The sequence below is a fragment of the Paenibacillus lautus NBRC 15380 genome (assembly GCF_004000945.1).
Taxonomy (GTDB): domain Bacteria; phylum Bacillota; class Bacilli; order Paenibacillales; family Paenibacillaceae; genus Paenibacillus_AQ; species Paenibacillus_AQ lautus.
In genome coordinates this window covers 91206-104656 of the sequence record NZ_BIMF01000017.1, presented here as the reverse complement: position 1 = coordinate 104656, position 13451 = coordinate 91206, and the positions used below count along the sequence as shown (strand labels likewise).

At 50.8% G+C, this 13451-nt stretch carries 9 protein-coding genes; 4 read left to right on the top strand and 5 right to left on the bottom strand.

The window, feature by feature from the left end; translation table 11 throughout:
• The first annotated feature begins 132 nt into the window (after positions 1-132).
• Entirely contained in the window at positions 133-2052 is a 1920-nt protein-coding gene (locus PLA01S_RS24365) for an amidase family protein (protein ID WP_127594401.1), read from the top strand.
• A 185-nt stretch (positions 2053-2237) separates the two neighbouring features.
• On the opposite strand, the gene PLA01S_RS24360 is transcribed toward PLA01S_RS24365, so the two are convergent.
• The 5 genes from PLA01S_RS24360 to PLA01S_RS24335 all read right to left on the bottom strand — a co-directional run bounded on the left by PLA01S_RS24360 (position 2238) and on the right by PLA01S_RS24335 (position 9342).
• On the bottom strand, positions 2238-3827 hold the full coding sequence (locus tag PLA01S_RS24360) for a PTS sugar transporter (protein ID WP_127594400.1): 1590 nt from the start codon (positions 3825-3827) through the stop codon (positions 2238-2240).
• 150 nt (positions 3828-3977) lie between these two features.
• Positions 3978-5342: a hemolysin family protein gene (locus tag PLA01S_RS24355; protein WP_127594399.1), complete on the bottom strand. Its 1365-nt coding sequence runs from the start codon at positions 5340-5342 to the stop codon at positions 3978-3980.
• A gap of 814 nt (positions 5343-6156) precedes the next feature.
• Complete coding sequence (locus PLA01S_RS24345) at positions 6157-8016, bottom strand: LTA synthase family protein (protein WP_127594427.1); 1860 nt, start codon at positions 8014-8016, stop codon at positions 6157-6159.
• Between the two features lie 268 nt (positions 8017-8284).
• The gene (locus PLA01S_RS24340) at positions 8285-8974 is read right to left on the bottom strand and encodes a CidB/LrgB family autolysis modulator (RefSeq protein ID WP_098749309.1); all 690 of its coding nucleotides are present in this window, start codon (positions 8972-8974) and stop codon (positions 8285-8287) included.
• Entirely contained in the window at positions 8971-9342 is a 372-nt protein-coding gene (locus PLA01S_RS24335; RefSeq protein ID WP_100541038.1) for a CidA/LrgA family protein, read from the bottom strand. The genes PLA01S_RS24340 and PLA01S_RS24335 overlap by 4 nt, the downstream gene beginning before the upstream one ends.
• A 126-nt stretch (positions 9343-9468) precedes the next feature.
• Here PLA01S_RS24335 and cidR point away from each other — a divergent pair, with 126 nt between their 5' ends.
• From cidR to PLA01S_RS24320, 3 genes are all read left to right on the top strand, one after another.
• A complete protein-coding gene (cidR, locus tag PLA01S_RS24330) occupies positions 9469-10359 on the top strand; it encodes a cidABC operon transcriptional activator CidR (protein ID WP_127594397.1) in 891 nt (296 codons plus the stop codon).
• Between the two features lie 108 nt (positions 10360-10467).
• Positions 10468-12090 (top strand): catalase, encoded by a 1623-nt coding sequence (locus PLA01S_RS24325; RefSeq protein WP_127594396.1) that lies wholly within the window; start codon positions 10468-10470, stop codon positions 12088-12090.
• A gap of 195 nt (positions 12091-12285) precedes the next feature.
• Complete coding sequence (locus PLA01S_RS24320; protein ID WP_127594395.1) at positions 12286-13329, top strand: oxidoreductase; 1044 nt, start codon at positions 12286-12288, stop codon at positions 13327-13329.
• Positions 13330-13451: the final 122 nt, after the last annotated feature.

The window sequence follows — 13451 nt, the reverse complement described above, 5'->3', positions numbered from 1 at the left end:
AGTGATAATCGCTGAATTCATAAAGATAGTGCGCTTACATGAATACAATATAGACTTGTTAGGTTATTTAACATATTCTATCATAATCATCATCTACTACATACCAACATCGATAGAATGGAGCGTGGTTTCATGCGTAAAACGACCTCATGGAAGTTAAAAGGGAGTGCCGCCCTGTTAAGTGCTTCATTACTGACCGGATCATTCATCCTCACGGGAGCTCCTGTAGAAGCCAGCGGTTCGGATGCAGGTACTGGGCAAGCTCAGGCCGTTCAGAAGAGTAACCTGAAGTCACCTATTACCGTCGCGGAATTCTCCAAGCTGCTGAACGGGGTCGCGAAGAGTAACGGGCTTGAGTTCAAAGGACTGGATGGAACCGGAACGATCAAGCGCAAAGACGCTGCAGCAGCTATCTATGAATGGATTGAATTGCCAAAGAGCCCTAGTGCATATAAGGACCTGTCCGATGCTGAATCGGAGATTGCCGGTGCCCTGCTCAAGGCCGGCATTATGAACGGCTACAGCAGCACCCGATTTGCGCCGAATCAACCGGTGACGATGTCCGATGCCAATCTGTTAATCGATCGGATCGAGGTATATCTGACTCCCTTTAACTTAACCGAAGCAACGATAGCCGAGATGCAAACGGCGATGGAGCAGGGGAAGGTCTCCTCCGTCACGCTGGTACAGCTCTATCTGGCAAGAATCAATCGATATGACGATCAGCTGAATGCCATTCTAACCGTGAACGACAAGGCGGTGGAGACGGCAAGAGCGCTGGATGAGGAACGCAAGACCCACGGCTCCCGCGGGCCGCTTCACGGAATTCCGATCATTGTGAAGGATAACTATGATACAGCGGATATGCCGACCACGGCAGGCTGTATATGTCTCAAAGACTCGATTCCGGATGATGATTCGGAGCAAGTCGCCCGTTTGAAGGCGGCGGGAGCGATCATCATTGCCAAGGCGAACTTGGATGAATTCGCGTTTAATATTACAACTTCCAGCTCGCTAGGCGGACAGACTTTAAATCCTTATAATCCGGGGCATTACCCTGGCGGATCGAGCGGCGGGACCGGGGCGGCGATTGCTGCCAATTTTGCAGCTGCCGGTCTGGGTACGGATACAGGCGGCTCCATCCGCATTCCGTCATCCCTGAACAGTCTGGTGGGCATCAGGCCAACGATTGGATTGTCCAGCCGTGATGGCATTATTCCGCTGGCATTAACGCAGGATGTTGGCGGACCGATGGCCCGGACCGTGGCGGACGCAGCGGCTGTTCTTGAAGCTACCGCCGGCTATGATGCGAAGGATTTGGTGACAACGCAAAGCTTGGGTCGTGTTCCCGACAGTTATTTGAGTTATCTGGACAAGGAAGGACTTCAAGGTGCTCGGATTGGCGTAGTCAGCCAACTCCTGGAAGGCACGAAGGCCGAGCAGAAAGAAGTGAACGATATTGTCCTGCAAGCCGTGAAGGATATGGAGAAGCTCGGCGCGACGGCCGTCCATATCGAAATTCCGAATTACGAGGCCATCATGAAATTCCCAAGCCTCAGCGGCTGGGAGTTCAAATTCCAGTTGAATGATTACCTCGAGAGCCTGGGCGACGACGCACCTTATCACTCACTGGAGGAAATTATAGCGTCGGGCGAATATATGGAATCTCATAAGAGCTCCATGGAAGCAAGACAAGCCCGTGAAACCTTGGATGACAATGAATACCGTAAAATTGTTCTGGATCGCACCAAGCTAACGCAGGAATCGCTATTGAAAGTAATGGCCGAGCATGATCTGGATGCTCTGATTTACCCAACCTCGGCTGAGCCGGCAGGCAAAATCGGAGAGGGTCAGAACTCGGGCGTGAACAACAGGCTCAGCCCGTTCTCAGGCTTCCCGGCGATCACCGTGCCCGCCGGTTTCACAAATGGCGGTCTTCCCGTTGGCGTGGAATTCCTTGGGAAGGCATTTGATGAAGGGATTTTGATCAAACTGGCATACAGCTATGAACAAGGAACCTTGCACCGCAAGGCTCCTACATTGACGCCTTAACGGAATGTGATGCACCGCAGTCACTATGATGAGCACTATACTCCCGTAGCCCTGTGGCGTTGGTATTGAATACGGCAGGCAAGAAAAAAAGTACGGATCAAGATGAACCTTGATCCGTACTTTTTTGGTTAGACGGTTGTTTCACCTAAACGAGAAGCAACCTGCATATTGGAGCTGACCATATACTACATACTCACGGTATTCTTCGCATCCCGATAACCGGACAGTTTATTTACGAAGAACGTAATAAGGAACGAGCAGAGCATGCTGGCTGCCATGGAGATCAGGAAGCCAATGGTGTTATTCGATGTGATGGGACCGATGAAGGAAGGCACGTAGGCGGTTCCCCGAACGCCGAATAAACCGACGAGCATGCCGCCAAGACCTGCGGAAGCAATCGCTCCAGCAAACACAAGCTTGTTCGAAAACATGAAGGGATAGGCGGCTTCAACGAAGGTGCCAAAACCCATATTGATGGCAAACCCGGGAGCCGCTACGGCCGCCTCTCCCTTATCCCGAGGGGCGATAATGTTGGCCAGCGTGATGCCTGCGGACACCATCACCAGACCAACCATATCGACCGCGCCGAGGAAGCTGTTGCTTGTCGTCTCCATCTCCAGCAGTACAATCGGCAGGATGGCCGCATGATAGACGCCGCCAATGATCGCGGGCCAGATCAGCAGGCCTGCAATCAATCCGGCTATGGCCGGGCTCCAAGAAACAAGCGTTTCGATCAGGAAGCGGATGCCTTGTCCTGCACTCAGCGCAATCGGCGCAATAAGGAAGTAAACCAGCAACCCGGCAATCAGTCCGGATATACCGCCTGCCACGATATTGACCGTGGTTGCGGGGAAACGCCACTCCACGCATTGACGGAACACGTAATGGACGATGATCCCTGCGCCAATTCCGCCAATGATGCCTCCGATAATGCCCCCTTCGACGGAGAGGACACCTGCCACGATGCCTGCCACGATGGATACCTCGTCCAGTTCGGACACCTGCTTGGCTGCGATAACAGCGACGATGACCGGCAGCGCCTTGATCAATAGATCAAACACCTCGGTCAGCGAGGATAACCCCGGGATTTTGCTGACCGCGAGGATCAGGGCCATGCCGATGAAACCGGGGAGGGATGCCATCATAATGCCTCGAATATTGATTCTCCGCCATGGCGACGAGCTTCCTGGCGCCCCGTGAAGGTTCGCGGTTGCATTTCCGATGACCGGCCGGTACGTAAGCCGCCAATGCTTGCTGAGGGAAGTAATAAAGGTGACCGCGCGGGTTCGGTTGGTTGTTCCGGTTGTACCCGAGGCGGCGATGACATGCGCGCCTTTGGTCTGTATGATGGCCATGGAAGTTCCGCCGGTACCGGTCACTGGCAGTCGGAATTTAGCAGCAGCCTCAATGGCGTGCCGGTTGCTGCCCTCAGGGTCGGCACTCATGACGATAATGCCGTCAATTTCGCCGAGTTCAATCTGCTCGGCAATCTCTAGGTCCAGCCGTTCAGCCGCTTGATTGACCTGCCGAAGCGTACCTTCCGCGATAACGACCGGCTCCCCTTGAGAAATGCTCCAGCTGTAAAGAGCAGCAGGCGTTGTATCCTTAGCTGCATCCATGGAGACCTGGGCAGCGATAAACTGCAGTGCCCCACAGGACAGGCCTGCGCTCTCCAGCTGCATCAATATCTCATCCAGCAGCTTGCGCGGGTCTTTGCCGCCGAGATTGTACAGATTGCCGCCGCTGCTTCCAATGATAGCGATTTGACGATTCATGACTTGCTGCCCCCCATATGTATGAAATTAGATTATTTCTATATTACAGCAGAGTTATAACTTGTTAAAGTGTTAAAATGTTATGCCGTCATACGAAAGCCGCCATGCATAACCCGGTAAGGGCTGCATGGCGGCTTGGCTATATGGTATCTATTCGTTGTTTTCGCTTGCGGCCGCGACGGCAGCTGCTTCTTCCGCTGCTGCTTCGGCAGCTGCCTCGGGTGTTTCTTTAACGATTTGCAGCTTTGTGTAGCGGTGAGTCTTCTTCTCGATGACAGTAAATGTCAGGTCACCGTAACTCCATGTATCGCCTTTGGCAAGCTCGGAGTTATGTCCGTACAGCCAGCCGCCGATCGTATCCAGGTCATCGGTGCTCAGGTCGGTGTGAAGCAGGTCGTTGATCCGGTTAATGGATACCTTGCCGTCGGCAATAATCCGGTTCGGCTCAGGTTGAGTCAACTCGCGTTCTTCATCCTCGTCGAATTCGTCGCGGATCTCGCCGACGATCTCCTCCAGAATATCCTCGATGGTGATCATCCCGGAAGTGCCGCCATATTCATCGATCAGGATGGCCATATGCGTGCCTTCCTGCTGCATTTTGCGAAGCAGCTTCTTGATCGGAATCGCTTCGGATACCGTCATGGCCGGATGAATCAGCTTGGTCAAGTCGATGTTGGAATTGTCATCGAACTCCAGGAAGAACTGCTTGGTGTTCACCATGCCGACGATCTGGTCCTTGTCACCGCGTACAACCGGAAAACGGGTGTACTGCTCGCGCTTGATGATCTGCAGATTGGCGGCAAGCGGCTTATCCACATACAGGCAGATCATATCGGTACGGGGTACCATAATCTCCTTGGCAAGCATATCATCAAAAGCAAAAATTCGGCTTACATAACCGTATTCGGCTTGGTTGATCTTTCCGCTCTCATAGCTGTCGCTCAGAATCATGCGGAGTTCTTCTTCCGAGTGAGCTTCTTCGTGCTCACTGGCTGGATGCATGCCGAACAGACGAACGATCTTGTTGGCGGATCCGTTCAGCAACCAGATGAACGGGTACATGATCCGGTTAAACCAGATAATAGGTGTCGCACAGATGAACGACACGGCTTCCGCTTTATTAATAGCAATCGTCTTCGGTGCAAGTTCACCGATAACGACGTGAATATAAGTCATGATAATAAATGCAAGTAAAAATGAGATGAGCGATGCGATAGCAACAGGAATGGAAAAGCTATCAAACACCGGGTGAAGAATTTTCTCGATGGTCGGTTCCCCGAGCCAACCAAGACCGAGTGCCGTGATGGTAATTCCCAGCTGACACGCAGACAGGTATCCATCCAGATTCGAAGTTACCTTTTTGACGGCAAGCGCGCCTTTACGCCCTTCCATTACCAATTGGTCTACCCGGCTGGGACGAAGTCTTATAATAGCAAATTCCGTCATAACGAAAAAAGCGGTAGCTGCGATAAGCACAGCGACTAAGAATAAATTTAAGCCTATACTGTCTTCCAAACAAAACACATCCTTTTTTATCTGATCCGAATTAGTTTTTTAATAACCATCACTTACTATGCATGGCTGCCAACATAATTCGACCGGAATTTTAAAGGGTCTAGCATCATGTGCTTGAGGAGCAGAAACATACCGGTATCCGTGCGGAATGTAACGTTATGCAAGGAAAGCAGAGACACATGGCGTTTCGACTCCAGCATCAACCGAACAGGTTCCGGGCTCTTGGGTACCGGCGTTGGCGATGGAAGAGTCCCTTCAGACGCTTCCATTCCCTGCGTAGCCGCAGCGGAATCGGTGATGTCCACCAGGGGAACACGGGTAAAGGAAGCAATCAGAAGAAGGCCAAGTGTTGAACATATAATTCTGTTTATCCTTCGTATGGGGTCCAAGTCGGATCGTCACTCCTACAATTCATAATCGATTTGTTCATAAAAAATATATGGCTTAATTGTCAACGTATGAGTATGAAGTCTTTCGAGTTGTTGTACGTAATTTCACCACGAATGCGGTATTCAAAACAAGGTATATTGTTAAGATGATAAAATTTATAAGTTTCAGCGAAGCGTAAGCAACTCTTTAATCGCATTTATAGTTTTGGGGTCCCCGCAAAGTATTTGGAATAAGCATCGAAGCATAGGCTCCACTTTGTGGGGCTATTTTATTAATCATAAGAAAAAGTAAGCCACTATGTCAAATAACCGTCGCCTTCGGCTGTATAAACCCATATACATCAAGGGATTTCAGCGATACTCTACCAAGTAAAAATAGGACAACCCTCCGATTATCCGAAAGAGTTGTCCTATTAAGCAACGGGCTATTTATGGTATGGCAGCTGTCTGATATAGCTGTCCGACAGATGAAGCAGCTGCAGCGCGCGTTCGAATTCTTCCTTGGTCGCCTGGGTCTTCTTTTCGTCCGCGTTCGGAAGCGGATGCTTGGTCCCATCCTCAAAGCCGATTCCCGGAATGTACAGGGTCGTATTGTTGATAAATGTACCGGATGGAAGGTAGTACCGTTCCGGCAGCAAGTTATTATTGGTGTGGTTTAACAGATCCTGACCGAAATGAAGCTGATGGTCCATCGATACGCCGAGCAGGTTGGCCACCGTCGGCAAGAGGTCGATCTGCCCGCCGACTTGCTCCTTCACTTCCGGCTGAAGACCTTCTCCATGGATCATAAGCGGGATATTGATCATATCTCCAGAGTTATAATCACGGCCATAAATTTCGTGCATCAGCTCTTTATCCTTGTTGTCCAAGGAATAAATCGGCAGTCCGAGGTGGTCACCGTAGAGAACAACCAGGCTGTTATCCCACACGCCGTCTTTCTTCAGCTGCTCAATGAATTTACCAAGCGCATCATCGGCGTAATTCTGCGAGCGGATGTAGTCGCCGACGAAGGTGCCTTCATATCGCTCCGGCAGCGTCATCCGATATTTATCTTCGGGAATCGTAAACGGATGGTGAGCCGACATGGAGATGACTTGGGTATAGAACGGTTTATCGGCTTCGTCCATCTTTTTCAGCTCGGCCGCCGTTTTGGAATACAGGGCATCGTCCGAGGCACCGAAGAACAGTTTATCTTCATCACCGAAAAACGCTTTATCGTAATAACGGTTGAAACCGAGGGCCTTGTACAGCTCTCCGCGATTCCAGAATTCCACCACATTGGTGTGGAAAGTGGCCGTATCATAACCTTCCCCTTGCAGCAGTCTCGGCAGGCTTGGCAGAACTCTGTCTGCATAATGCTGCGTTGCCGCACCACGTGGCGGAATGTAGAATGACGTATTCACCACAAACTCGGCATCCGAGGTATTACCCTGACCGACATTCTGGTAGAAGTTCGGGAAGTATAAGCTCTCTTTGGCGAGTTTGTTCAAGTTAGGCGTAATTTCTTTACCATCAATGTTCAAACCGATTAAGAACTTCTGGAAGGACTCCATCTGGATGATAATCAGGTTTTTCCCTTTGGCTGCACCTGAGAGCAAGGCTTCCTGATCAGCCGCTCCGAGGCCTTTCAATTCATTGACTTTATCCTGCGTGATGGTCTTGGCATCCACGAGCTCTTTGTTCTCCTGCTGGAAAATCGTGTAGGCTTCGTAGTTAAGAATGCCCATTTCCTGAGCCTTCACGATTTCATTCATGCTTGCGCGGTTCGGCATAATCTGGAATAGGCACAGCATTAAAGAAACGACAAAAACGATAGGAATAATCTTGCGCTTTTCTTTCTTGGCATGCCGAATCTTCCATTTTTTAACGCGGTCACTGCGCCATAATAGAAAAAACATACCGATGATATCCGTGAAGATCAGCAGATAGTAAGGGTCCATCAAGGAGAATACGCTATTGCTTACCGCGGTTACCTGATTGACCTGCTCCAGCGCATGATACGTAACAATGACACCGTAATATTTATAATACATAATGGCTGCAAAAAATATGGCGGTCAGCAATAAGTTAACACTCATATAGGCAGCGAGCTTTCGCTTGGAAGCGAACCATTCGATCAAGCTGAACACAAGCCAAATAAAAGGAATTTCCGTAATGAGCGGTTTCCATGGCATGACATCATCAAAAATGACCATCCAGGCTACGTAGCTTTTGAGCAGCATAATGACAGAGAAAAATATAAAAGGCTTCGTAATCGTTAACCGAAACCGCGAGGTGGAGAACACCTGTATCGCCTTCCTTTCAATGCCGCCGTACACCATTTTTGAGAACTGCAGCGGCCATCCGTTATTTAAGAATCGATAGACGTTATTCTTACTGTTGATATACATTCCGTATACCATTTATTTTACAAAATGAATGAACAGAACTATTATGACCTCTTCGGAGGAGGTTGTCAAAGAGTTAAAGTAAGTCCTTAAGCTTCTTATAACAACATGAAAAAGACAGCGAAAAAACCGGCCATCGCCGGTTTTGTCAGGGCCTTAGCAAATATTAATAAAGAAAAGACATGATCAGTGGTGCGGTTCCAAGGGTGAAGAGAGCGGCGACAATCATCGAAATGCTGGAGATTGTCCCCGAAAGGGAGCTGAATTCAAATGCCTTGGAGGTGCCGGTTCCATGGGCGCTGGTCCCAAAGAGCACGCCTCTTGCGATATCGCCCCGAATCCGGAAAATTCGCATGACCGCCGGTCCGATCATGGACCCCAGAATCCCGGTCATAATGACAAAGACGGCCGTCATGTTCGGCACGCCCCCAATGACCTCGGAGACATTCATGGCAATGGGGGTTGTTATGGAGCGCGGCACGAGGCTGGTGGCCAGCGAGCTGTTCAGATGCATCCATTTGGCGAGAACTGCAGAGGATAACATCGCCAGTACCGATCCGGTCAGCACGCTGAGCATAATTTCGGCCGCATGCTTTTTAAGGGTTTGGAAGTTTTTGTACAAAGGCACGGCAAAAGCGATCGTAGCCGGTCCGAGCAGCTTGCTGATCCACTGCGCCCCTTCATTGTATGATTCATAGGATACCCCCGTTTGTGTCAATATCACAACAATCAGTACAGGGGTGATAAGGAGCGGCGATAAATAGACCTTTGGCAGACGGCGATACAGTCTTTTGGCTCCCCCATAAATCCCGACCGTCAATAATAAGCCGAGAATTACCGTCAACAGGATGTTCATGGTGTTTTACGCTCCTTTCTGGATGAGATGAAGCCGGCAGTCAGTCCAGAGCTGACCATCACAATGACGGTGCTGAACAAAACCACGGCCAGAATCTGGAGCCCTTCGGCCTCCAGCATCGGGAAATATTTCATGATGCCAACCGCAGCAGGGATGAAGAACAGCAGCAATTCGGCGAGCAGCCAATTGGCGCCAAGCTCGATCCACTCCAGGCGGAGGACTTTGGTTTCGAGAAGTATAAACACAACAACGATTCCGAGAATGCTGCCCGGAATCCCTATATTCAGCCAAGCGGCCAGTTGATCCATCCCTAACGAGAGAAGCATGAAACCGGCCACTTGCAGCGTTCCTTTCAGCATGTTGATCATGACCGGCCTCCTTTATTTTCATTGGTATTGAAATTTTACAACGATAATTTTCATAGGTAAAATGCATATATCGAATGATATGCATTCCATTTATCTATACATAGAAGAAACCGGAGGGAGTATCGGATGGATATACGGCACCTGGAGTATTTTCTTGAGGTAGCGAGGAACCAAAGCTTCACCAAAGCCGCCGAGAAGCTGTATATTACGCAGCCAACGATCAGCAAAACGATTCGCAACATGGAGGACGAGTGGGGCGTAACCTTGTTTTACCGGCAGGGCAAGCGGATTGAGCTGACGGATGCGGGTCATATCATGTATCAGCAGGCGCAGCAGATGGTGGATTCCTTTCAGCGGGTATCGGCCGAGCTGGAGGATCTCATGAACCTGAAGCGCGGCCATCTCCGTATCGGGCTTCCGCCCATGGTAGGTTCAAGCTTTTTCCCTGAGGTGATCGGTCAGTTCCACCGGGAATATCCGAAGATTACCATTCAGCTGATTGAGGATGGTGCCAAGAAGGTCGAAGCGGATGTGGAAAGCGGTCAGACGGATATCGGCGTCGCGGTGCTGCCGGTCAATGAAGACGTATTCCACTATTATTCCTTTGTGAAAGAGAAGCTGAATCTGCTCTTGCATCCGTCCCATCGGCTGGCAGGAAGAGAGCATGTACACCTGAATGAGCTTGCCGACGAGGCATTTGTGTTGTTTCGAGAGGACTTTACGCTGCATGACCGGATTATCCGCGAATGCGTCAGCGCCGGCTTTGAGCCAAGGGTGGTCTATGAAAGCTCACAGTGGGATCTCATCAGCGGCATGGTGGCCGCCAATTTGGGTATCGCACTGCTCCCGGAGACGATCTGTAAGGAAATCGATTCTTCGCGCGTGACGATACTGCCGCTGGATAATCCCTCGATCCCCTGGCAGCTTGGAATGATCTGGAGGAAGGACCGGTACCTGTCCTTTGCCGTCAGGGAATGGATCAGCTTTACCCGCGCCCTGTTGGGTGAGCATGATTAAGTTTGTTTTAAATGAAGGGACATTTCATACATTTTCACGCCTTGGACATAATATCCATAGTAAGAGAACCCATTTTACAAGCCTTATATCCAAGGAGGAATGACATTCGTGAGTGGCCAAGAACATGATGGTAATAATGGAACGAACCCAGGACGGGAAGGCTTTGCCCAGAACCGCGGCGAGACGGAGCGGGAGGATACGCTGACGAACCGCCAGGGACATCCTATTTCGGATAATCAGAATGTGAGAACGGTAGGGAATCGGGGACCGATGACCCTGGAGAATTATCATTATCTGGAGAAGATCACGCATTTTGATCGGGAACGCATTCCGGAGCGCGTAGTGCATGCAAGGGGTGCTGGAGCTCACGGTTACTTTGAAGCTTACGGGAAAGTGGGCGATGAGCCTGTTTCGAAATATACCCGGGCCAAGCTGTTTCAGGTTGAAGGCAAGCGCACGCCGGTGTTTGTCCGGTTCTCAACCGTCATCCACGGTTCCGGCTCACCGGAAACGCTTCGGGATCCGCGCGGGTTTGCCGTGAAGTTTTACACCGAAGAAGGCAACTGGGATCTGGTGGGCAATAACCTGAAAATATTTTTTATCCGCGATCCGCTCAAATTTCCGGACATGGTCCATGCGTTCAAACCGGATCCGGTATCCAACGTTCCGGGGCCTGTCGGCATGTTCGACTTTGTATCCCGCTCCCCGGAAGCGACGCATATGATCACGTTTGTCTTCTCCCCATGGGGCATTCCGGCTAACTACCGCCAAATGCAGGGCTCTGGTGTGAATACATACAAATGGGTCAATGCAGATGGCCATAGTGTGCTGATCAAATACCATTGGGAACCGCTCAAGCAAGGCATTAAGAACCTTACGCAGGAAGAAGCAAGCAAGATCCAGGCTATGAATGACAGCCATGCAACACAGGATTTATATGAGGCCATTGAACGCGGGGATTATCCGGAATGGGAGCTATGTGTTCAGATTATGAGCGATGATGAGCATCCGGAGCTGGAGTTCGATCCGCTTGATGCAACCAAGCTGTGGCCGGCAGATCAATTCCCGTTCCTGAAGGTAGGCAAAATGGTGCTGAACCGCAATCCGGAGAACTACTATAACGAAGTGGAGCAAGCGGCCTTCGGTACGGGCGTGCTGGTGGATGGACTCGATTTCTCGGACGACAAAATGCTCCAAGGTCGCACATTTTCTTATTCGGATACCCAGCGGCATCGGGTAGGCACCAACTATCTGCAGCTGCCGATCAATGCGCCGAAGAAGCGGGTCGCTACCAACCAGCGCGGCGGACAGATGTCGTATTACGTGGATAAGGCACCAGGCCAAAGCCCCCATGTGGATTACGAGCCATCCATGACCGACGGTCTGGTGGAAGCCGCGCAGACAGCGAAACCGCATCAGCCCCATTATGATGCCAACCTCGTCCGGCAAAAGCTGGACCGTACGCTGGACTTCAAGCAGGCAGGGGATACGTACAGAGCCTTTGAGGACTGGGAGCGAAACGACTTGATTAGCAATCTGGTGGGTGCGCTCATCCAATGCGATATCCGGATTCAAGACAAGATGGTGGAATATTTTACGAATGCGGATGAGGATTATGGACGCCGCGTGCGGGAAGGACTCGAGCAGGCCAGAAAGGGCTCGAACGAGACGGTCCGGGAGCAGGCGGTAGAGGATGCAAACCGCATGGGCCATGAGGCGGATCCTTACTAAAATCTGCCAGGACGAAAGAGGTCTCCAGGTTATTATTTGCAATGGCAAGAAGAAAGCCGCCTGCACAGCGATGGATGTGCAGGCGGCTTTACCATTTGAGGTTGTAAAATATTTGCGGAATGTTAAGATGTTGCAAGGAAACCAAGCGATACATATCGAATCAACATAGAACCATGGGAAGAGGAGGCTTGCTTTATGGCAATACAAGCGGGAATCATCGGCTACGGCCTGTCCGGGTCGGTGTTTCATGCACCTATCCTGAGAAGCGTGCCGGATTACGAAGTCCACACGGTTGTATCATCAGATCCGGACAAGGTTCACAAGGATTTGCCGGATACGGCGGTTGTCGATAGCGTGGATGAGCTTTTGTCTAATCCGGATATTGATGTTGTCATCATTACGAGTCCGAATGCAACACATTACGAATATACCCGGTTAGCCATCGAGGCCGGTAAGCATGTGGTCGTCGAGAAGCCGTTTACCGTAACATCCGCAGAAGCAGACCAGCTGATTGATCTGGCCAAGCAGAAGGGGGTCCTGCTGACGGTATATCACAACCGCCGCTGGGACAATGATTTTCTGACGGTCCGCAATCTGCTGGAGACGGGAGCGCTCGGCAAGCTTTCGATTTATCAGGCGCAGTTCAGCCGCTACCGTCCGGAAGTGCAATCGGAGCGGTGGAGGGAGCAGGGAATTCCCGGGTCTGGCATCCTGTATGATTTGGGTTCGCATCTGCTTGATCAGGCGCTGTTCCTGTTCGGTCTGCCGGAGACGCTGTGGGCGGATTTGAGAACGGAGCGCAAAGGGTCCAAAACCCATGATTATTTTCATCTGGTGCTGGGTTACAAAACGTTTCGCGTTATTCTGCATTCCGGTTCGCTGGTACGGCAAGCCGGCCCGAAATTCGAGCTGCACGGGGATAAAGGAAGCTTCCTGAAATATGGAGCAGACCCTCAGGAAGGCCAGCTGAAGCAGGGAATGCACCCGGGGGATGCGGGCTGGGGCGAAGACCAGCCGGACCAGTACGGGGAGCTTGCTACCGAGCTGAGCGGGCTGGCGGTTCAGGGCGAGATTGAGACGCTGCCGGGACGCTATCAGGCCTTTTATCAGGGTTTGGCCGAAGCGATTCTTAAGGATGGCCCGTTACCTGTTCAGCCTGAAGAAGCCCGTAATGTCATCCGCATGATTGAGTATGCACTGCAGAGTTATCAGAAGGGCCGATTGATCAAGATCACGTAAAAGCCGCTGCATCTGGTCCCCGGGTCGTCGTTGATTAACACATAGTTTACTCCGAATTGTGGGATATTAGGTGATGCAACCCTTGTACGTTTTTCATGAGGGGGAATCAATGCATATCACAA